The sequence below is a fragment of the Jeotgalibacillus haloalkalitolerans genome (assembly GCF_034427455.1).
GTDB lineage: Bacteria > Bacillota > Bacilli > Bacillales > Jeotgalibacillaceae > Jeotgalibacillus > Jeotgalibacillus haloalkalitolerans.
This window is the reverse complement of the sequence record NZ_JAXQNN010000002.1, coordinates 498,509-519,080: the sequence shown is the minus strand read 5'-3', so window position 1 is coordinate 519,080 and position 20,572 is coordinate 498,509. Positions and strand designations below refer to the sequence as shown.

Here is a 20,572-nt window from a genome sequence, read left to right as displayed (position 1 = left end):
GCCCCAGCCTATAACGGTTAAAACACCCATCCGCGCTTATATTGCACAAGTGAATCAATTGACGTGTTCAGTTCAGCTGCCGCGCTTCTTGCCCAGTACGGGTCTCTTAACAGCTCCCGCGCAATGAAAATCAGATCTGCACGCTTGTTTTGCAGAATTTCTTCTGCCTGCAGGCCGCTTGTAATTAATCCGACTGCCCCGGTGTCAATGTCACTTTTATGTTTAATAATTTCAGCCATAGGGACCTGATACCCCGGATAAACATGTATATCAGCAGGTACGACGGCGCCTGAGCTGACATCAATCAGATCCACACCCTGCTGTTTCATCCATTTTGCATATGTAGCATAATCCTCAGGGGTTAAGCCTTCTTCGTGCCAGTCACTTGCTGACACCCTGACAAATAAGGGACCAGTCCATACTTCATTCACAGCATCTATGATTTCTTTTAAGAATCTGTAGCGGTTTTCATCCGACCCGCCGTATTCGTCAGTACGGTGATTTGAAAGCGGGGATAAAAACTCATTAATTAAATAACCGTGGGCGCCGTGTAGCTCAATGATATCAAAGCCTGCTTCATAAGCTCTTCTGGCACCTTCCTTAAAAGCCTCTACTGTTTCGCGAATCTGTTCCTGTGACATTTCCTCGGGCTGCTTCATTTTATCACTAAAAGCGATTGCCGAAGGTGCGATTATTGCACCGTCTGTCATTGACTTTCTGCCTGCATGAGCGAGCTGAATGGCAGTCTTTGACCCGTTTTCTTTAATGAGGTCTGTCAGTTCCTTTAATCCGGATACATGTTCATCACTCCATATCCCGAGATCCTCATTAGAGATTCTGCCCTGTGGTGTAACGGCTGTCGCTTCGAGCATAATGAGCCCGGTTTGACCTGCAGCTCTTGAAGCATAATGCACTTTGTGAAAATCCGTAACAACTCCATCCCGGCTGTAGCAGGAATACATACACATAGGTGCCATCACAATTCTGTTTTTTAATGTAACGTTTTTAACTGTATAGGGAGAAAATAAAGCTGTACTCATGTTCATACCTCCTGTGTTTACATTCTATACCAGTATAACACCATAAGAAAAAGAGCTGAATTTTCAGCTCTTTTTCTTCAAATCTTTTATCGGATAGATTGTTCCGCGCCATTTTACCCCGCCGCGAAGCAGCGTCAGCATGGCAGCCCTGATGACAGCGGTAATAAAAAGAATGGCTGATATGGGAAACAGTACTGCGTGAAAGCTTGAGTAGGTTGTCAGCCTTCTTGTAATTGGAATATAGACTGCCATAATGGCGCCGATTGACACCCAGGCCATCGCGGCAGTATTTGCATCCCGGCTGAATATCGCAATAAAGGGAAGTACCTGCGATATAAATACACCGGCCATTGCACCGAAAGTAAATAGGTAGCTGTAATGAAGTCCGGCAAAAGTGTTTTTTTCAAGCCCTTTTAATGCTTCTTTCACACTTGGATACCACTCGACTTTCAGCATGGACTTAGCTGTTGCCATTCTTTGTTTATATCCATTTTTTTTGACCAGCATCCCGAGCTGAAGATCATCATCCGGCCGGAGACTGATTGCCTGGTGACCGCCAATGTTCTGGTAAGCTTCTTTTTTGATCATATTAAATGCACCGATTCCCATCCCGCTTTTTGACTGATCGCGGTTGGCTGACCATGGTCTTTTATAATATGAAAACCCGAATAAGAAAAAAGCCACAAACCCTTTTAATAAAAAGCTCTTTGACTGAAGGTCTGGGGAAACGGTCAGATGAGCGATCTTCAACCGGTTCATATATCCGGCTGCCTTGGCAATGAGGTCGGGTTCATACCTTACATCAGCATCAGTAAATAAGTAGACATCCCCTGAAGCAGCCAGAGTTCCTTTATGAAGCGCATAATTCTTGCCAAGCCACCCTTCAGGCAGTTTGTCTATATGAATCACTGTAATTCTGTGATCTTTTTCTGCAAGCTTTTCCATCAGTGTGCCGGTTGTGTCTTTTGAGCGGTCATTAATCAGGATCCATTCGATGTGCTGATAGGTCTGATTGAGCTGAGAGCTGATGCTTTTCATAATATGGTCTTCTTCATTTCTCGCAGGTACAATCACACTAATTTTACCGCTTGAACGAATAGGTGCTTCTTTTTCAAGTGCATGAAGTGAAGAGAGCCCTCTATACGTATCAAGCGCAATAATCATCCAGAAGAGAGCCGTAAGTGCAAGCAGGATAAAGAGCATGTTCTACAGCTCCTTTTTATTCATCGTACATAAATGCGCTGAACAGCTGCAACTTTTAAATGTTATGTGCCTGTTCAAATTGTCTGCGCAGTCTGCCGGAATGGTCCGTAGCTTCTTTAATACACTCTGCAAATGCATCTTTTACATGATGGGATTCAAGCTGTGCAATACCTGCTTCAGTTGTGCCGCCTTCGCTTGTAATTGCCTTTCTTAATTCTTCCGGTGACTGGTCAGAGCTTTCGAGCATATGCGCAGCACCTTTTAGCGTTTGAATAATAAACGGCATTGCATCCTCACCGAGTTCTGATGCCGCTTTCTCCATCGCTTCCACAATATAATAAATGTAGGCAGGACCACTCCCGGAAAGTCCTGTAACAAGATCAAGACGTGATTCCTCAACGTGTGTCACAGACCCGATCGCAGAAAAAATTGAAGTTGCTAAAGTATGCTGTGAACGAAGGATCTGATCATTAAATGAAAGTCCGGTTGCAGATTGTCCAATCATTGCAGATGTATTGGGCATCGCGCGTGCAATCGGAGCTTTACCAATAATACTTTCAATAAAACCGATAGACAGACCGGCAAGCACTGAAATCAGCAGCTGTCCTTTCACATATGGCCGGATCGCCTGAAGAGCATCACTTGCATCTTTAGGTTTAACCGCTAAAATGATGACTTCAGCATCTGTAAGTAAGCTGCTCAGATCATAACTGCTTTTGACATCGTATTTCTCTGTCAGCAGCTGAAGTCTTTCTTTATCGTTTCTATTCGTCACCCAAAGCTCATCCTGACTGAAAGCTTCAGCGTTTTTGATTCCTTTGATCATCGCTTCGGCCATTGATCCTGCGCCAATAAACACCATTTTCATTAGGCATTCCTCCTTGTAAATAGCAAAAAACCCTTTCTCCTGTAAAAGGACGAAAGGGTTCTTCCGTGGTACCACCTTAATTTGCAGACTGCTCCGCACACTCTTTGAGACCGTTAACGCCGGCTCTGCGGACAGGTTTATGTCACTCCAGGGGCAGGTTCAGCGGAAGGGGTACTGCAGAATCTTACAGCCTTTGGATTCTGCTCTCTTTAGTCCCTATACACGCTTACTATTCCTTGTCATCGTTTTTATATATTATTGAGATTATGCTCAGATTATAAAAGTTTGTCAAGAGATTTTTTGTTTTACTTAACAAAGTTGAAGAAAAAGGCTACACTAGTTAAAAAGTGAATAGTTATTCATTTCAGGAGGTAAAAAAAATGAAAGATCCGGTTATCCAACAGCTCACAATCCCTACACCGTTTGCAGTAGGAGATGTGCATACTTATTTATTGATCGGTGATGCGGTAACACTTGTTGATACCGGGCCCGACACTGCAGAGGGAAAAGAGGTTATGACTGCAAAGCTGAAGGAAGCTGGGCTCACGCCTCAGGATATTGATCAGGTTGTATTAACCCATCACCATCCTGACCATGCCGGTTTAACTGAATTTTTCAGCAGCGCGAAACTGTTTGCTCACCGCGACAGTGAGCGTTTTCTTACAAGAACTGATTCCTTTATGCATTTACACGACTTCTTTTATACAGAATTTTTTAAACAGGCAGGGCTTCCTGATCATTATCTGATTCTGCTTGAAAAAATGAAGGAACCTTTATATGCGATGGAAAGAAGACCGGTTGACGTCTATTTATCAGAAGAAGATGCTTTGCCTGGACATGTTGGGTGGAGTGTGATGGAGTCACATGGCCATTCCCAGGGACATATTTCACTCGTTCATGAAAATGGTACTGTCATTGGCGGTGACCTGCTGATTCAGCATATTTCTTCAAATCCGCTGATCGAACCGCCGTTTGGGATCAATCAGCCCCGGCCATTACCCCAGATTCAATATAATGAATCACTCAATAAGCTTGCTGCCCTGAAGCCTGTTATTGTGTATCCGGGACATGGAAAACCTGTTTCTCATGCTGAGGAACTGATAAAAGATAGATTAGTTAAACAGCATGAAAGAGCCATGTATGTAAAGTCATTACTGCAGCGTCAGGAAACAACTGCCTTTGAAGTCTGTAAACAGCTCTTCCCTAAAATCTATAAGAAACAGCTCGGTCTGACTATTTCTGAAACAGTCGGACAGCTGGATTATCTGATTTTCAGCAAGGAAATCAAAGCGGCCGGTCTGGAAGGTCAAGCCGTTATTTACAGGGCTGAAAGCGGGGTGAAACTATGAACAATTTATCCGGAAAGAAAGTCTGGATCACCGGTGCTTCCGGCGGTCTGGGCAGAGCGATCGCAGAAGAATCTGCAAGAAGGGGAGCAGATCTCATCCTGACTGCAAGAGATGAGCGGAAACTGCTCCAGACAAAAGAAAGGTGCCGTCAATTCGGTTCAGGATCGATTCTGGTCAGACCATTTGATTTAAACGAGACCACTGATATTTCTTCTTTTGCAAAAGCAGTACTGGATGAGTCAGGAGGTGTGGATATTCTGGTCAACAATGCAGGCTTTGGTCTGTTTGAAAAGCTTGAAGATACGCCGGATGACATGATCAGTTCAATGATTAGCGTGAATGTCATTGCGCTGATGCTGATGAGTAAAGCAGTCATACCACATATGAAATCCGGGAGCGGGCACATTGTGAATATCGCTTCTCAGGCCGGAAAACTCGCTACACCTAAATCTTCAGTGTATTCAGCAGCCAAGCACGCAGTTTTAGGGTTTTCCAACAGCCTCAGAATGGAAGTTGCTGAAAACAATATTTTTGTCACTTCCGTTAACCCTGGTCCGATTGAAACAGACTTTTTTGATACAGCTGACACGACCGGCCGTTATGCTGAAAGCGTGAAAAGGTGGATGCTCTCACCTCAGGTAGTCGCAGTAAAAACAGTAGATGCTTTTCAGACAGACAAAAGAGAGATCAATCTGCCGGGATGGATGAATGCTGTATCGAAAGCCTATTCTTTAGCACCGGGCATGGTCGAACGCCTAGGAAAAAAGGGCTTTAACCAGAAATAAGCGCTTACTGGCGCTTTTTTTTGATGGCAATTTTAAAGAGGACTCTTTTAAATAAACAGGTATAATGAAGCGGCTTCACAATAAAGAGCGCTTGGGACGCGTGTCAGCAGGTTATATGCAGGGGTGTGAGAAGATGATCCATGGGTATTACCTTTGAAACAAAGAGGGCGCCTTTCAAGCAGAAATGCGCCGGGAGTGTGGGGAGCTGTCAGTCAGTCTGCTTATCAAGAACTTTTTCAGCACGTACACAGGATTCAAAAACCCCTTTATGTGAAGCGTCACAAAATGGCATTTTTTTAGACTGGCCACACCTGCAAAGAGAGAATACCTGTTTTACAGGGAATTGATTACCATCCATATCGACAAGTTCAACATCACCCATTACTTTCAAAGAACCATTATCCATTACTTTTATCTGTACTTTCTTTTCCATCTGAACCCCTCCAATATGTACTTCGTAATTGATGCTACTTGAAAAGTCTGTTAAAAGCAAGATAGCGGAAGAAGCTTATCTTAAATGCTATACTGTTGAAACAGGAGGCGGTAGATATGAAAATTGAAATTACAAAAACAGCTGCAGAAAAAATTGCTGAAAAGATTCCGGCTGAATCAGGATATCTGAAGCTGAAATATGATACTGAGGGAACAGGATGTGTACTAAATGGTGTTCCAATCCTCTGGTATGTAGAAAAGGCGGAGGAAGAAGATCAGCTGATTGAAACAAATGACCGGCCGATACTCGTTGAAACGTCAAAAAAAGTCTTTTACGATAAAGTCCTGAAGATCGATTATTCCGAGTCAGCACGTACATTCCAGCTGAAAAGCCCGGGACAGATGATTAACGGCAGAATGAGCTTTAAAAATACGATTAAAAATTAAAAGCTGTAAAAAATTCAATAGCAAATTATTCATGAAGTTTAAGTGTAGTCGAGCGTAAGGCGGCAACTCCACCGGGATGTGACGGACAGGTGAGACCCCGCAGGCGCGAAGCGTCCGAGGAGGCTCACCGCCGTTCCCGGGGAAAGCGTCCGTCTGAAGCGCAAGGAAACGACTATGATAGTCTTATTCACGTATAAGTTGATGAGGCTGTATTAAAATGCTCCTGTAGAAAACGGTCAACTTCCTTACTATATGCTTCCGGGTTTGCAGTGAAGGACTGGGCATGCCCGCCTTCCTCAGGAATAAATAAAGTTTTCGGTCCGTTTTTCAATTCATAAAGTGTTTCAGTCATATGTGAAGGAATAAAGCTGTCATGTCTGCTGTGAATAAATAGAACGGGCTTTTGAATATGTTTTACAGCCTGTTTGGGAGAAACGCCTTTTATCATATAACGGTCCCTGATAAAAATGAAAGAGCCGGCTAAGGACAGTGCCATTTTTGAAAGCAGCGCAGACCGCGGTGATTTAGTCATGAGAAATGACAGCTGCTCTGTTAAATCAGAGAATGGGCAGTCAGCAATGTAAAATGCCGCCCGGTCCTCCACACTTCCTGCATACAACAGCATTGTCACAGCACCCATAGACTCCCCGTGAATACCAAACACAGCCTGGTTACCCTCCTCCTCAATCAGACAATCCACAACAGCCTTCAGGTCATTTTTTTCAAAATGTCCATAGCTTGTACTTTTGCCGCCGGAGTCCCCGTGTCGTCTGTGATCATAAATCACAGCATTAAATCCTTTGTCCATAAAAAGACGCACATATTTTAAAGAATTGATTTTTGTTTCAGTAACCCCGTGACAAAAAATCATATACGGTGCACCGGGTGACTTTTCAAGGAAAACAGTATGAATATCATAACCGGCGGGTGAAGGAATACGGACTTCTTTTTTGATCAGCTTAAGATACTCATCAGGGTCATAAAATCCGGCTTCCTGCTCACGCTGTTCGATTTCTTCAGGGTCTTTCAGTTTCATAAACATAATTTTATTAGATAAGTACACACCGAACGCACTGATACCCGCAGCAGCTGTAATCGCTGCAATGCTGCTTTTTCTCACAAAGATCCCTGCTTTCTAGGAATGCTGTTCCTTTTTATATGATTGATAATACCAGCTTGTGAGTTCACGTGTCACGTGTGGTTCAACGACGCTGATTGCTTCAGCAAGCAGGTCAAGGTCGATTCCGGTTTCGATCCCCATCCGGTGAAGCATATATACCACATCTTCTGTCGAGGCATTTCCACTTGCGCCTGGTGCAAAAGGGCATCCCCCAAGTCCGCCTGCAGAAGCATCAAACCTCGTGATGCCAGCACATAGAGAAGCATAAATATTAGCCAGGGCCATTTTACGCGTGTCATGAAAATGTGCAGCCATTAATATATCAGGCAGTTCTCTTTTCAGCAGGGAGAACAATGAAAATGATTCCGCAGGCGTTGCCCGCCCGATCGTATCAGCCACGCTCAGCTCATCCACGCCGGCATCAGCAAGCACTTTACATAATGCAAGTGTGTCAGCCGGATCAACTTCACCCTCATAAGGGCAGTGAAAAGCAGTTGAAATACATGCTCTTACATAAATCCCGCTTTTCTTTAATTCCTGAATATGCGGAAGCAGGTCATTAACTGCATCCTCAGTTGTTTTATTAATATTTTTAAGGTTAAACGTTGAACTCACCCCAATGAATACAGCTACCGCTTTGGCGCCGGATGATAATGCATTATCAATCCCGCGCTTGTTTGGCGTGAGGACGATCGAACGTGTCAGATTTCCTGAAAGACGCATCACTTCAGCTGCATCTCCCATCTGGGGCACCCACTTAGGTGATACAAATGAAGTGATCTCCATTTCTTTAAATCCGGCTTTCCATAAAGCATCTATAAATTCTGCTTTCACCTGAGTCGGAACAAATTTTGATTCATTCTGTAAGCCGTCACGCGGTCCAACTTCAATGATTTCGACAAAACGCGGCAATTCCAAATTTCCCATCTCCTTTAAAAGTCATAATTCCACTTTAGCAGAAAAAAAGAATGTAAAAAAGAAGGAGTTAAAGCGCTTACATAGAAGAGGTACAGTATCACATTTTTTATGTGATGAAAGGGGTATGGAAAATGAAAAAAATTTATCAGTCAGCAAACGAGGCGGCAGCAGCTTTAAAAGACGGTGATACATTAATGGCCGGAGGGTTCGGATTATGCGGTATTCCTGAACAGCTGATTCTGGCTATCAGAGACAGCGGTGTAAAAAACCTCACAGTCATTTCGAATAATTGCGGAATCGATGACTGGGGACTTGGATTGCTGTTGCACAATCATCAAATTAATAAAATGATCGGCTCATACGTAGGAGAAAATAAAGAATTTGAAAGGCAGGTTCTTTCGGGGGAACTTGAAGTTGAATTAGTGCCCCAGGGGACATTAGCTGAAAGAATCAGAGCGGGCGGAGCAGGGATTCCTGCATTTTTTACACCGGCCGGCGTTGGTACTCAGGTGGCAGAGGGAAAAGAGATCCGTACTTTTGAAGGGAAAGAATATGTAATGGAACGCGCACTGAAAGCTGATGTCAGTATAGTCAGAGCCTGGAGAGGGGATGAAATGGGCAATCTGATATACAGAAAAACAGCACGGAATTTTAACCCGATGATTGCAGCAGCAGGTAAAGTGACGATTGCAGAAGTTGAGGAGCTTGTTGAAACAGGCACGCTGGATCCTGATCATGTCCATACACCAAGTATTTATGTTCAGGGATTATTGCAGGCTGATCAGGAGAAGAGAATTGAGAGAAAAACAGTTGCTGCCGGAGGTCAAAAAAATGGATAAGCAAAAAGTACGTGAGACCATCGCAAAAAGAGCTGAACAGGAGATTAACAACGGTGACTATGTTAATTTAGGGATCGGCATGCCGACACTTGTAGCCAATCATATCTCTGAAGGAAAAGAAGTAATTCTACAATCTGAGAATGGTTTGCTCGGGATCGGTAAGTATCCTGAAGAAAGTGAACTTGATCCCGATTTGATCAATGCAGGTAAAGAGACTGTGACTGCGATCAGGGGGGCTGCGTTTTTTGACAGTGCAGAATCTTTCAGTATGATTAGAGGCGGGCATGTTGATATTGCTATCCTTGGTGGTATGGAAGTATCAGAAAAAGGTGATTTGGCAAACTGGATGATCCCGGGTAAAATGATCAAAGGCATGGGAGGAGCGATGGACCTTGTACACGGTGCGAGGAAAATCATCATTATAATGGAGCATGTCAGCAGAGGTGGAAGCCCGAAAATTCTGAAAGAATGCTCCCTGCCTTTAACAGGAAAAGGTGTTGTGGATCGTATTATCACAGAGCGTGCAGTCATAGAAGTCACGCCATCCGGTCTTGAGCTGACGGAAGTAGCAAAAGGCTTTACCATTGATGATATTATCAATACTACTGAACCAGTGCTTCACATTGCTGAAAATATTAAAATGGATGCCTTCTGAGACAAGGGGGGATATAAATGAAAAAAGGGCAGGATAAGGATGCTGTTTTAAAGGATACCCTTAACGCTCAAACGCTGGAAAAATTAAAAATGCTTAAACAGGATGCTGTTGAAACTGAAGAAAAGAACAGAAAAGAAGCTTTGGTAAGAAAAGAAGAAGAGAGAAGACTCCGTGAGAAAAATAAATCGTTTGAGGAATTGCTGAATGAAAGTAACCTTGACTGGAAAAAATACAAAAACTGAGGGGACCCCCCTCAGTTTTAAATTTTAGCGATGCTCTTTATATCCATCTGTTTTGGTCAGTGATTTTAATATTTCGATTTCTTCCCTGGATAATGAAGCCTGGTTGATTGCCTTAATATTTTCAGTTACCTGTTCAGGGGAACTTGCACCGGCAATAATTGTAGACACTTCAGGATGAGCAGCATTAAACAGTAGCGCAATTTCTGTTAATGACCGTCCTTCAAACAGTTCCTGCAATTTAGGTATCAGTTCTTCAAGTTCATGGCGTGAATAGTGAACAAAGCTGTCCGCTAATTTTTCCTTGAACTTTGCTGAAAGCAGACCTTTAGCAAGAGGACCTCTTGTAATAACAGATACGTTATTTTCTTTTAATACTTCAAAGGCCTGTTCTTCAGGTCTCCGGTCAAGCAGACTATACTGCATCATATTGGAATCCGCAGAGGACCTTGGTGCATATTCACGGATCACGTTAGGGCGAATGGAAGAAAAGCCGTAAGCTCTGATCAGACCTTCCTGCTTGAGTTCATCGAAAGCTTCAATTGTTTCGTCGATCGGATCATCAAGCGTACCGCCGTGAAGCTGATAAAGGTCGATGTAGTCAGTTTGCAGTCGTTTCAGGCTGTTTTTAATCTGTTTCTTTATGTAGGATTTGGATGGATCCCAATACCAGCCGCTTAAGTCGTCCTTAGCGCGGTTACCTACTTTAGTAGCAATGAGTACGTTATCTCTGATTGGCTTTAACGCTTTTCCGACAATTTCTTCATTCGTTCCATAATCATATAAATCAGCAGTATCAAAATAATTGATTCCATTTTCGTAAGCGGTTTTTATAATGTTTTCAGCTTTTTTGGCATCAGTCCCAAGAGACATACACCCAAGACCAAGCAGTGAACTTTTGAGTGGTGATAAACCGATCCTTCTTTTTTCCATCATCATTCTCCTCTCTTTAATCATCATATTCTCTCATTTCTCCTCGTTTAAACAAAGCATAAGGAAATCACAGAAAAACACTGTTACAATACATTTATAAAGGAGTGGACCCTATGAAAAAATTCGAAGAAAAAACCATTACAAAAAATGAGCTGTTCAAAGGTAAAATCATCAGTCTTCAAATTGAGGACGTTGAATTACCAAACGGGAAAACGTCTAAAAGGGAAATTATCAAACATCCTGGTGCAGTTTGTGTCATAGCCAAAACAGATGACGATAAGCTCATCATGGTTGAACAATATCGTAAAGCACTGGAAAGGTCGATAGTAGAGATCCCTGCCGGAAAGCTTGAGCCTGGTGAATTACCTGAAGTAACTGCTGAAAGAGAGCTGGAAGAAGAAACAGGGTACGGATGTAAGACATTAACTCATTTAATTTCTTTTTACACTTCTCCGGGGTTTGCAGATGAATTGGTACATGTATATATCGCAGAGGGTTTATATAAAATTGAAAATTCTCACGGCACTGATGAAGATGAGTTTGTGGAATTAATGGAAGTGACCCTTGAAGAAGCTGAAAAGATGGTATTGAACCAGAGGATTTTTGATGCGAAAACGGCATATGCAGTCCAATATCTCAGATTAGAGCAATTGAGAAAACTTACATAGACACAGACTTCCTGCATAGAATGGTTGTGCAGGGAGGGGAAGATGCATGAAGCCGAATGTCAGCACTCATATTTTGCATTATCTTTCAAACCACATGGCGTATTATATTTTTATTTTGATTTTACTTGCCGGTGGTACAGCAGCAGGAGCACTTCTTGTAAATATTTATGCGCCTCTTCACATCATCCCGGATATTCAATTTGGCGGGAGCGGTCAGATATTCAGTGCAATGCTGATTGATTTATTTATCCTGCTGTTTATTTGGACTTCCGGATTTACATTAGCCGGTTTGCCGGTCGCCTGGTTTTTAATTTATATGAAGGGTTGTCTTTTTGGTTTTGCCTCTGGCATGATGCTGTATGAAAAAGGCATGGGCGGAATTTTGGAAGCTGCAATCGTTCTTTTACCTCACAATCTGCTGATCATGTCTGTCTATATTATTTTAGGTGCGGAATCACTCATACTTGCAGGGCAGATATGGAAAGGGATTGGCGCAAGACAACCTTTTATTTATACTATAAAGAGCATAGGGACCGCCTATCTGGTTTTACTCGGCGTTTCACTTGCAGCTGCAGGTGTTGCCGGGCTAGTCGAATATTACGTACCGGGATTCTTAATTAGAATTTTTATTACATAATAATAAATACTTGATAATAATCTATTAAGATATTAATTAATAATGATTATTGTTTGCAAACAGCTTGCCGTTTGTTATAATGTTGTTGATATTGTGAGGGAGGGGTAAACGTGGAGAACAGGATCGACAGAATTAAAAAGCAGCTTCATTCAGCAAGCTATAAATTAACCCCTCAACGTGAAGCAACAGTCAGGGTACTACTTGAGAACGAAGCCGATCACCTCAGCGCAGAAGATGTATATCTATTAGTAAAAGACAAAGCGCCTGAAATAGGACTTGCGACTGTATATCGAACACTGGAACTTCTATCTGAATTAAAAGTAGTTGATAAAATTAATTTTGGAGACGGTGTTTCAAGATATGATTTGCGTAAAGAGGGTGCAGCTCATTTCCACCATCATCTGATTTGTCTGGAATGCGGCGCTGTTGATGAGATTCAGGATGACTTACTTGAAGATGTTGAAGAAATTGTTGAGCGTGACTGGAATTTTAAAATTAAAGATCACCGCCTGACATTTCATGGCATATGCCATAGATGCCAGGAATAGATACCAAACCATGCATCAGTGCATGGTTTTTTATTTTTTTCACTTTGATAAAGTCCATTGTTGTTTTTGCACAGCTGGTGATCGAAGCGAAAGGGGGCGACTCCTGCGGCAGGAAGGGACGTGTGAGACTTGGCATGGCGAAGCCTGCGGGCTCACCGCCCGGCCGCGGAAAGCGTCCCCCTGAAGCGGAGATCATCAGCCAAATTTAACAAAGCCACTTTTCAAAATAAGCCTGCGTATTATAAAGGGATTAACAGGTTGAAATACGCGCACAAAAAAGTATTAAAAGTCTGTAATAACATAAGACGGAAGATGACTTTATACGATGAAAACATTAGAATATAGAAGAGGCGGGGTGAGTGAATGAAGGATCAATTAAAGGATTTTATACAATACATGATTGTTGAAAAAGGGCTATCAAAAAATACCATTCAATCTTACGAGAGAGACCTGAAAAGTTATACTGACTATCTGATCAAGGTTGAAAGAATCAGCCATGTTTGTGATGTGCAAAGACTTCAGGTTCTGCAGTTTTTTCAACATTTAAAACAGCAGGGGAAGTCATCCAAAACAATCGCCAGACATACGTCTTCAATTAGATCTTTCCACCATTACTTAATGAGGAACAGGATCTGCACCCAGGATCCGACTGAACATCTGAATACTCCGAAGGCTGAAAAAACGCTCCCAAAGGTATTAAGTATAGAAGAGGTTGAGGCACTGCTTGAAAGTCCTGATCTGACAAAGAAAAATGGACTGAGAGATAAAGCAATGCTTGAAGTGCTTTATGGAACCGGTATGCGGGTCAGTGAATTAATCAATTTGAACACAGATGACATTAACCTTGATATGGGGTTTATTAAGTGCACTGGGAAGGGAAATAAAGAAAGGATTATTCCGATCGGTCATACTGCGTCCAACATCATTTCCCAGTATGTCAGACAGAACAGAGGACGCAAACCGGGGGAGCAGGCACTGTTTTTAAACCACCACGGCCGCAGGTTGAGCAGACAAGGTTTCTGGAAAATATTAAAAGCGCTTTCTGAAAAAGCTAAAATTGAAAAGGAATTAACACCACATACCCTCAGACATTCATTTGCAACTCATTTACTTGAGAATGGAGCGGATCTGAGAGCGGTTCAAGAGATGCTGGGACATGCAGATATTTCCACCACACAGATCTATACACATGTTTCAACTAAAAGAATCAGAGAGGTTTATTCCCAATTTCATCCGAGAGCATAATTCTCGGAAAAATAAGTTGTCAGACTTCAGACGTTTCTCTTGTAACTGTGATAGCTGAATATGTACAATAATTAAAGATACTAAAGGAGGAAAAATGAATGAGTGATAATCGTTTTAAACGTATTCATCTGATTGTAATGGATTCAGTAGGAATTGGTGAAGCGCCTGATGCGGAAGCATTCAATGATAAAGGGGCACACACACTTGGACATATAGCAGATCACATGGATGGATTGAATATGCCGAACATGGCAAAACTGGGTCTTTCAAATATAGAAAAAATTAAAGGGATAGCACCGGCTGACAAGCCGCTTGCGAAATATACTAAAATGCAGGAGGCTTCAGTTGGTAAGGATACAATGACAGGCCACTGGGAGATCATGGGTCTCAATATTGACACACCATTCAAAGTGTATCCTGAAGGATTCCCTGCAGAATTAATTCAGGCGCTTGAAGAGAAAACAGGCCGGAAAGTTATTGGTAACAAACCGGCAAGCGGGACAGCCATTTTGGATGAACTGGGCGAAGAACATATGAAAACCGGTGCATTAATCGTCTATACTTCAGCAGACCCGGTACTGCAGATTGCTGCTCACGAAGAGATCATACCGATTGAAGAGCAGTATAAGATCTGTGAAATTGCAAGAGAGCTGACACTTGATGAAAAATACTTGGTAGGACGCATTATTGCAAGACCATTTGTAGGGGAGCCAGGCGCATTCAAGCGGACCTCAAACCGTCATGACTATGCACTTACACCATTTAACCGTACAGTTATGAATGAACTGAAGGATGAAAACTATGATGTCATAGCAATTGGTAAAATATCTGATATATATAACGGAGAAGGTGTAACAGAATCAATCCGTACATCAGATAATATGGATGGTATGGATAAATTCATCCAGACATTTGATAAAGATTTCACCGGCTTAAGCTTTTTAAACCTTGTTGATTTTGATGCGCTGTTTGGACACCGCCGTGATCCTGAAGGGTATGGTAAAGCACTTGAGGAATATGACTCGAGATTAACTGAAGTATTTGAGAAAATGACGGAAGAGGATCTTTTGATCATTACGGCTGATCACGGTAATGACCCTGTTCATCACGGGACAGACCATACACGTGAGTATGTCCCACTTCTCGTTTATTCACCTTCTATTGAAAAAGGCGGGGAAATTTCACTTCGGGAAACTTTTGCAGATATCGGCGCGACCGTTGCAGAAAACTTTCGCGTAAAAGCACCTGAGTTTGGAAGAAGCTTTTTGAAAGAATTATAAAACATGTTTGATTCAGGGCAGCAGACCTGCCCTGAATCAATTAAATAAACATTGAAAAGAGGCACATAAAATGAGAATGGTTGATATTATTGAAAAGAAGAGAAACGGCGGGGAACTTTCAACGGAAGAAATTAAGTTTGTGATTGAAGGATATACAAATGAAACAATCCCTGATTATCAGGTAAGCGCTTTATTAATGGCGATTTACTTTGAAGGAATGTCCCAGTCGGAACGGGCTGATCTGACAATGGCAATGGTGGAGTCAGGCGATCAGATTGATCTGTCAGCAATAGAAGGAATTAAAGTTGACAAGCACTCAACTGGCGGTGTAGGTGATACGACGACGTTAATTCTTGGACCCCTTGTTGCCGCTGCCGGTGTCCCGGTTGCGAAAATGAGCGGGCGCGGACTTGGTCATACAGGCGGTACAATTGATAAGCTTGAAGCAGTACCTGGCTTTCACGTTGAACTGACAAGTGATGAATTCACGCGTCTTGTAAATGAGGAAAAGCTAGCAGTTATCGGTCAGAGCGGAAACCTGACCCCTGCTGATAAAAAGCTTTATGCACTTCGTGACGTGACAGCGACTGTCAACAGTATTCCGCTTATTGCCTCATCCATTATGAGTAAAAAAATCGCTGCCGGAGCTGATGCAATTGTTCTTGATGTTAAGACCGGTGCCGGTGCGTTCATGAAGGATGAAGCTCAGGCGCGTGAACTTGCTGAAGCAATGGTGAGAATCGGAAACAATGTCGGACGACAGACAATGGCAGTCATTTCAGATATGAGTCAGCCCCTTGGATTTGCAATTGGTAATGCTTTGGAAGTCAAAGAAGCGATTGATACTTTAAAAGGGGAAGGTCCCGAAGATCTTACAGAACTTTGTCTCGTTCTCGGCAGCCATATGGTTGTACTCTCCAAAAAAGCTGAAACGCACGAACAAGCCAGAAAAATGCTTGAAGAGGCAATCAAAAACGGAGAAGCGCTCAACCGTTTCAAGGCATTTTTATCCGGTCAAGGGGGCGACGCATCTGTAGTGGATGATCCATCAAAGCTTCCTCAGGCTGAACACAAGATTGAACTGCCTGCAAAAACGAGCGGTAAAATCAGCCGTATTATTGCAGATAATGTCGGTACTGCTGCAATGTGGCTTGGTGCAGGAAGAGCGACAAAAGAAAGTGAAATCGACCTTGCAGTAGGGCTTCTCCTTCAAAAGAAAGTTGGAGACGAAGTTAAAGAAGGAGAATCACTTGTTACGATTTATGCGAACGATTTAACTGAAGTTGAAAAAGTAAAAGCGAAGCTGTACGAAAGCATTGAAATTTCAGCAGAAGGACATGCACCTGCACTGATTGTAGATCAGGTGACAGGAGAATAATCACTAAAGAGGTTGAAACAATTTAATAAAAAGTGAGTTTATTACATCTTCATATTAAATTCACCTTAGTAAAGCAAAACGATAAAAGAGACCGGAACATTTAATTATGTCCCGGTCTCTTTTTTATGTATAAAAATAGCAGGAATCAGCAATCATAATAAAAACCTTTAAAGGGCGTGTGAGTGTTGAAAAAGCTATTGTTTCTGTTATGCATAAGTTTATTTTTTTGTATAAATGCTCAATCTGATGCAGCTGAACTGAATCTCGGGAAAGTAAAGTCAGGAATATTAGTAGATGCTGATACCGGAATGGTACTGTATGAACAAAACAGTAATGATCAGCTGCCTCCTGCATCAATGACAAAGATCGGTACGCTGCTTCTGATTATGGAAGAAATCGATCAGGGCAGGCTTTCCTGGGAGGATGAAGTGGTAACAAGTAGCACTGCTGCAGGTATGGGCGGATCTCAGATTTATCTGAAGCAGGGCGAAAAGATGACTGTAAAAGAAATGGTGAAAGCCATTTCGATTGCATCAGCAAATGATGCTTCCGTTGCAATGGCTGAACATATCTCAGGCTCTGAAGAATCATTTGTAAAAAAGCTGAATGATCGAATCGGTCTGATGGGGCTTAAAGATACGCAATTCAAAAACGTAACTGGTCTTCCGGAAAGCGGACACTTCAGTTCAGCACATGATATGTCGATGCTCGCAAAAGAATTGCTGCGGCATGAAGAAATTACTGAATTTACAGGGACCTATGATGATTACTTAAGGCAGGACACAGACCCTTTCTGGCTCGTGAATACAAATAAAATGATTAAATCATATCCGGGTGCCGACGGTCTGAAGACGGGATATACGAGTGAAGCAAAGTATTGCCTGACAGCAACAGCTAAAAGAGGAGAGATGCGTCTGATCACTGTGATCTTCGGGGCAGAGTCTTCAAAGGAAAGAAATCAGCTGTCAGCAGAAATGCTGAATTACGGATTCACAAACTTTGTATCAAAAACCTTTAATCAAAAAGGTGAAGTACTGGCTGAAGCAGCAATCAACAAAGGAACACCCGAAAAAGTTGAAGCAGCGTTATCAAATTCTTTAAAAGTGATCGAAAAAAAGAATGAAAACGCTGTCTATAAAAGAAAAGTTGTTATTGAGAAAAACTTACAGGCTCCTTTAGAAAAAGGTGAAATCGTAGGATATGTAAGTGTGTTTAAAGGAGATAAAGCCATTTCTAAAGGGCTGCTGGAGTCAAAAAATGACACCAAAAAAGCAAACTGGTCAGAATTATTTAAGAGATCGTGGAAAAAATCATTTTTTGCAAATTAAGTCGAAAAACTACTTCTTTTTTCTAGTATTGTCACCTTGCAGGATTAGCAGGTTTCAATCGTGAATACACCGGATTACAGCTGTAAAACATCAGCTGAAGAAGGAGGAGTAGGGATGGCATGCAGAGTAGAAGCTGAAGTCAAAGGAAGTGTACTGCTGCTTAGGATGAGCGGGGAGCTGGATCATCATGAAGTGGGACCTATTCGTAAAGAACTTGCAGACTTAATGGAAAGTGACTCAATCAGACACATTATTTTAAACCTTAAAAAACTTGAATTTATGGATAGCTCCGGTCTTGGGCTGATTCTCGGCCGATATAAGTATTTACAGAAAATCGGAGGGAATATGGTACTCTGTGCAGCCACACCGGCAGTTAAAAGATTATTTGAAATGTCCGGTATGTATAAAATCCTGATGGTTGAAGTATCAGAGGAGAGAGCACTTACGAGATTGGAGGCTGTCCAATGAAGAACATACTGAACTGCAGCTTTTCTTCGATTAGTGAAAACGAAGCACTTGCAAGAATGATTGCCGCATCATTTGTTGCACCCTATGACCCGACGCTTGGAGAGCTGAGTGATATTAAAACAGTAGTCTCTGAAGCAGTTACCAACGCAATTATTCACGGGTATAACGAAGAAGGCTTTCATGAAGTCTACATGAAACTACTGATGGAAAACAGGGTACTTACAATTGAAATAGAGGATCGTGGAAAAGGAATAAACGAAGTAGCAACTGCAATGCAGCCACTATACACCTCAAGGCCCGATATGGAAAGGTCGGGAATGGGCTTTACGATTATGGAACACTTTATGGATCAGGTTGAAGTGAAATCATCTGAGAATCAGGGGACAATCGTAAAAATGGTGAAGCAGCTGTCTGCTGTCAAAGCCAATTGCCTGTAGGTGATAACAGGATGAGCGTGAACTCAATTAACCATGACGAGGTACGTGAATGGATCAGACAAAGTCAAAATGGTGACCAGCAGGCAAGAGATAAGATGGTTGAACAGAATGTCAGGCTGGTCTGGTCAGTTGTTCAGCGTTTTCAGCATCGGGGCTACGAACTGGACGACTTATTCCAGATCGGCTCAATTGGTCTGTTAAAAGCTGTAGATAAATTTGATTTATCATATAATGTGAAATTTTCGACTTACGCTGTACCGATGATTATCGGGGAAATCCAGAGGTTCCTGAGAGATGACGGAACTGTAAAAGTAAGCAGATCGATTAAAGAACTGGGTTACAAAGTCAGAAAAGCAAGGGAACATTTATCTGCTGTCTTAAATAAAGTTCCATCACTATCGGAAATTTCAGCATACCTCGAAGTACCGGTAGACGACATCATTCTTGCTCAGGAAGCGTCGAAAGCACCTTCATCCATTCATGAAACAGTATATGAAAGTGAAGGAGACCCGATTACGCTGTTAGATCAGCTTGCCGGTCAGGATGATCAATGGTTTAACCACATCGCACTGAAAGAAGCACTGATGACGCTTGAACATCGTGACAGAATGATCATATTTTACCGATACTTTAAAGACTGGACTCAGTCCGAAGTTGCCAAAGAGCTTGGTATATCTCAGGTACAGGTCTCGCGTATAGAAAAGAAAGTACTGTCTTCGATTAAAGAGTGGCTTGAAGAAGAACAAAAAGTGTAGGGAGGTGAAGAGCGTGAAGGCTTATATTGAAATGAAACCAAAAGTTACACTTTCCGGAGGACCAGTCAGGCTATGTGATATTGCAGTAATATGGGCGCCTCAGGAGCTGAAAAAATCGATTGGAAATAAAGTTATTCTTGATGAAATTGATGGAAGATATTCAATTATCTCGAGCACTGATATTATGCAGCAATACAGCGATACAGATATTGCTGTTACAGGCAGTAATTGCACTGTAGTAGAAAGAACTGAGTCTGCACGCTCTTCTTACCTTCTGTTGTTTTTTGTGTGGACACTGCTGTTTACAGGTTCAGCATTAACGATTATGTATTTTCATGAAGATGTCAGTATGGCTGAAACGCAGCTGGTCATTGTGAGCATGCTTGGTAATGCTCATCCTAATTGGTTTCATATCCCTTATTCAATAGGGATTGGTGCAGGGATGCTGCTGTTTTTTAACAGAATTCTGAAGAAACGGTTTAATGATGAACCGAGTCCGCTCGAAATAGAGATTCATAATTACGAAAAATCAGTAGAAGATTATGTAAGGGTTGCTGATCAGAAGAACGGGTCATGATTGGACATGTCATGACTGCATTCACCGGCCTTGCAGCCGGTTTTGCTGTTGGCGGAGGATTTGTAGCATTTATCTCAGTATTAGGTGTACTGCCAAGGATTATAATTATGGCTTCTCAAAAAACCCGGCTGCGTGCGATGGAATGGTCTATGATTACCGGAGCCCTTTTGGGGACTGCAGTAATGTATATTCCATTCTCAGTTCAGCTCTCCCTGATCATTCCGGTCTCAGGATTGCTGTCAGGGATGTTTGTCGGCATGATGGCAGCTGCTTTAACTGAAGTGTTAAACGTAATTCCGCTGATCACAAGAAGGCTGAAAATAACGGGAAGCATTGAATACATTATTACAGCAATTATTGCGGGGAAAGTAGCCGGTTCACTTTTTTACTGGCTGATCTTTTTACCGGTATGGAAGGGTTGAG

At 42.2% G+C, this 20,572-nt stretch carries 25 protein-coding genes; 18 read left to right on the top strand and 7 right to left on the bottom strand.

Annotation, left to right across the window (positions count from 1 at the left end; translation table 11 throughout):
- Window positions 1-17 precede the first annotated feature (17 nt).
- The 3 genes from namA to proC all read right to left on the bottom strand — a co-directional run bounded on the left by namA (window position 18) and on the right by proC (window position 3,111).
- Entirely contained in the window at window positions 18-1,040 is a 1,023-nt protein-coding gene (namA, locus tag UFB30_RS07545; RefSeq protein ID WP_322421077.1) for an NADPH dehydrogenase NamA, read from the bottom strand.
- Between the two features lie 63 nt (window positions 1,041-1,103).
- Window positions 1,104-2,243 (bottom strand): glycosyltransferase family 2 protein, encoded by a 1,140-nt coding sequence (locus tag UFB30_RS07540; RefSeq protein WP_322421076.1) that lies wholly within the window; start codon window positions 2,241-2,243, stop codon window positions 1,104-1,106.
- A gap of 55 nt (window positions 2,244-2,298) precedes the next feature.
- The gene (proC, locus tag UFB30_RS07535) at window positions 2,299-3,111 is read right to left on the bottom strand and encodes a pyrroline-5-carboxylate reductase (protein WP_322421075.1); all 813 of its coding nucleotides are present in this window, start codon (window positions 3,109-3,111) and stop codon (window positions 2,299-2,301) included.
- Between the two features lie 380 nt (window positions 3,112-3,491).
- Here proC and UFB30_RS07530 point away from each other — a divergent pair, with 380 nt between their 5' ends.
- Together UFB30_RS07530 and UFB30_RS07525 are read left to right on the top strand one after the other, a co-directional pair.
- On the top strand, window positions 3,492-4,460 hold the full coding sequence (locus UFB30_RS07530; RefSeq protein WP_322421074.1) for an MBL fold metallo-hydrolase: 969 nt from the start codon (window positions 3,492-3,494) through the stop codon (window positions 4,458-4,460).
- On the top strand, window positions 4,457-5,245 hold the full coding sequence (locus tag UFB30_RS07525) for an SDR family NAD(P)-dependent oxidoreductase (RefSeq protein ID WP_322421073.1): 789 nt from the start codon (window positions 4,457-4,459) through the stop codon (window positions 5,243-5,245). Before UFB30_RS07530 ends, UFB30_RS07525 begins: the two co-directional genes overlap by 4 nt.
- Window positions 5,246-5,453: 208 nt before the next feature.
- Here the strand turns inward: UFB30_RS07525 and UFB30_RS07520 are convergent, their stop codons facing one another.
- Window positions 5,454-5,678: a CDGSH iron-sulfur domain-containing protein gene (locus UFB30_RS07520; RefSeq protein ID WP_322421072.1), complete on the bottom strand. Its 225-nt coding sequence runs from the start codon at window positions 5,676-5,678 to the stop codon at window positions 5,454-5,456.
- A 116-nt stretch (window positions 5,679-5,794) separates the two neighbouring features.
- Between UFB30_RS07520 and UFB30_RS07515 the strand changes: the two genes are divergently transcribed.
- Window positions 5,795-6,124 (top strand): iron-sulfur cluster biosynthesis family protein, encoded by a 330-nt coding sequence (locus UFB30_RS07515; protein ID WP_322421071.1) that lies wholly within the window; start codon window positions 5,795-5,797, stop codon window positions 6,122-6,124.
- A 187-nt stretch (window positions 6,125-6,311) separates the two neighbouring features.
- Here UFB30_RS07515 and UFB30_RS07510 read toward each other — a convergent pair whose 3' ends face one another.
- Both UFB30_RS07510 and UFB30_RS07505 read right to left on the bottom strand, forming a co-directional pair.
- On the bottom strand, window positions 6,312-7,244 hold the full coding sequence (locus UFB30_RS07510; RefSeq protein WP_322421070.1) for an alpha/beta hydrolase: 933 nt from the start codon (window positions 7,242-7,244) through the stop codon (window positions 6,312-6,314).
- Between the two features lie 15 nt (window positions 7,245-7,259).
- The gene (locus UFB30_RS07505) at window positions 7,260-8,171 is read right to left on the bottom strand and encodes a hydroxymethylglutaryl-CoA lyase (protein ID WP_322421069.1); all 912 of its coding nucleotides are present in this window, start codon (window positions 8,169-8,171) and stop codon (window positions 7,260-7,262) included.
- A gap of 122 nt (window positions 8,172-8,293) precedes the next feature.
- Between UFB30_RS07505 and UFB30_RS07500 the strand changes: the two genes are divergently transcribed.
- The 3 genes from UFB30_RS07500 to UFB30_RS07490 are packed head-to-tail and all read left to right on the top strand — an operon-like array spanning window position 8,294 to window position 9,898.
- A complete protein-coding gene (locus tag UFB30_RS07500; RefSeq protein WP_322421068.1) occupies window positions 8,294-9,001 on the top strand; it encodes a CoA transferase subunit A in 708 nt (235 codons plus the stop codon).
- The gene (locus UFB30_RS07495) at window positions 8,994-9,656 is read left to right on the top strand and encodes a 3-oxoacid CoA-transferase subunit B (protein WP_322421067.1); all 663 of its coding nucleotides are present in this window, start codon (window positions 8,994-8,996) and stop codon (window positions 9,654-9,656) included. Before UFB30_RS07500 ends, UFB30_RS07495 begins: the two co-directional genes overlap by 8 nt.
- A gap of 17 nt (window positions 9,657-9,673) precedes the next feature.
- Complete coding sequence (locus UFB30_RS07490) at window positions 9,674-9,898, top strand: YqkE family protein (RefSeq protein WP_322421066.1); 225 nt, start codon at window positions 9,674-9,676, stop codon at window positions 9,896-9,898.
- Window positions 9,899-9,922: 24 nt separating this feature from the next.
- Here UFB30_RS07490 and UFB30_RS07485 read toward each other — a convergent pair whose 3' ends face one another.
- Window positions 9,923-10,828, bottom strand: a complete 906-nt coding sequence (locus tag UFB30_RS07485; protein ID WP_322421065.1) for an aldo/keto reductase — start codon at window positions 10,826-10,828, stop codon at window positions 9,923-9,925.
- Between the two features lie 113 nt (window positions 10,829-10,941).
- Here UFB30_RS07485 and UFB30_RS07480 point away from each other — a divergent pair, with 113 nt between their 5' ends.
- The 12 genes from UFB30_RS07480 to UFB30_RS07425 all read left to right on the top strand — a co-directional run bounded on the left by UFB30_RS07480 (window position 10,942) and on the right by UFB30_RS07425 (window position 20,571).
- Window positions 10,942-11,496 carry an NUDIX hydrolase gene (locus tag UFB30_RS07480; RefSeq protein ID WP_322421064.1) on the top strand — a complete coding sequence of 185 codons (555 nt, stop codon included), beginning with the start codon at window positions 10,942-10,944 and terminating at the stop codon, window positions 11,494-11,496.
- A gap of 46 nt (window positions 11,497-11,542) precedes the next feature.
- Window positions 11,543-12,133, top strand: a complete 591-nt coding sequence (locus UFB30_RS07475; protein WP_322421063.1) for a stage II sporulation protein M — start codon at window positions 11,543-11,545, stop codon at window positions 12,131-12,133.
- A gap of 110 nt (window positions 12,134-12,243) precedes the next feature.
- The gene (gene fur / locus UFB30_RS07470; RefSeq protein ID WP_322421062.1) at window positions 12,244-12,681 is read left to right on the top strand and encodes a ferric iron uptake transcriptional regulator; all 438 of its coding nucleotides are present in this window, start codon (window positions 12,244-12,246) and stop codon (window positions 12,679-12,681) included.
- A gap of 363 nt (window positions 12,682-13,044) precedes the next feature.
- Window positions 13,045-13,926: a site-specific tyrosine recombinase XerD gene (gene xerD / locus UFB30_RS07465; RefSeq protein WP_322421061.1), complete on the top strand. Its 882-nt coding sequence runs from the start codon at window positions 13,045-13,047 to the stop codon at window positions 13,924-13,926.
- Window positions 13,927-14,024: 98 nt separating this feature from the next.
- Entirely contained in the window at window positions 14,025-15,206 is a 1,182-nt protein-coding gene (deoB, locus tag UFB30_RS07460; RefSeq protein ID WP_322421060.1) for a phosphopentomutase, read from the top strand.
- Window positions 15,207-15,276: 70 nt separating this feature from the next.
- A complete protein-coding gene (locus UFB30_RS07455; protein ID WP_322421059.1) occupies window positions 15,277-16,584 on the top strand; it encodes a pyrimidine-nucleoside phosphorylase in 1,308 nt (435 codons plus the stop codon).
- 182 nt (window positions 16,585-16,766) lie between these two features.
- Window positions 16,767-17,912: a D-alanyl-D-alanine carboxypeptidase family protein gene (locus tag UFB30_RS07450; protein ID WP_435390800.1), complete on the top strand. Its 1,146-nt coding sequence runs from the start codon at window positions 16,767-16,769 to the stop codon at window positions 17,910-17,912.
- Window positions 17,913-18,026: 114 nt separating this feature from the next.
- On the top strand, window positions 18,027-18,380 hold the full coding sequence (gene spoIIAA / locus UFB30_RS07445; RefSeq protein WP_322421057.1) for an anti-sigma F factor antagonist: 354 nt from the start codon (window positions 18,027-18,029) through the stop codon (window positions 18,378-18,380).
- A complete protein-coding gene (spoIIAB, locus tag UFB30_RS07440; RefSeq protein ID WP_322421056.1) occupies window positions 18,377-18,817 on the top strand; it encodes an anti-sigma F factor in 441 nt (146 codons plus the stop codon). The genes spoIIAA and spoIIAB overlap by 4 nt, the downstream gene beginning before the upstream one ends.
- Window positions 18,818-18,828: 11 nt before the next feature.
- On the top strand, window positions 18,829-19,572 hold the full coding sequence (gene sigF / locus UFB30_RS07435; RefSeq protein ID WP_322421055.1) for an RNA polymerase sporulation sigma factor SigF: 744 nt from the start codon (window positions 18,829-18,831) through the stop codon (window positions 19,570-19,572).
- Between the two features lie 13 nt (window positions 19,573-19,585).
- Window positions 19,586-20,149 carry a hypothetical protein gene (locus tag UFB30_RS07430; protein ID WP_322421054.1) on the top strand — a complete coding sequence of 188 codons (564 nt, stop codon included), beginning with the start codon at window positions 19,586-19,588 and terminating at the stop codon, window positions 20,147-20,149.
- Complete coding sequence (locus UFB30_RS07425; RefSeq protein WP_322421053.1) at window positions 20,146-20,571, top strand: stage V sporulation protein AB; 426 nt, start codon at window positions 20,146-20,148, stop codon at window positions 20,569-20,571. The genes UFB30_RS07430 and UFB30_RS07425 overlap by 4 nt, the downstream gene beginning before the upstream one ends.
- Window position 20,572 lies beyond the last annotated feature (1 nt).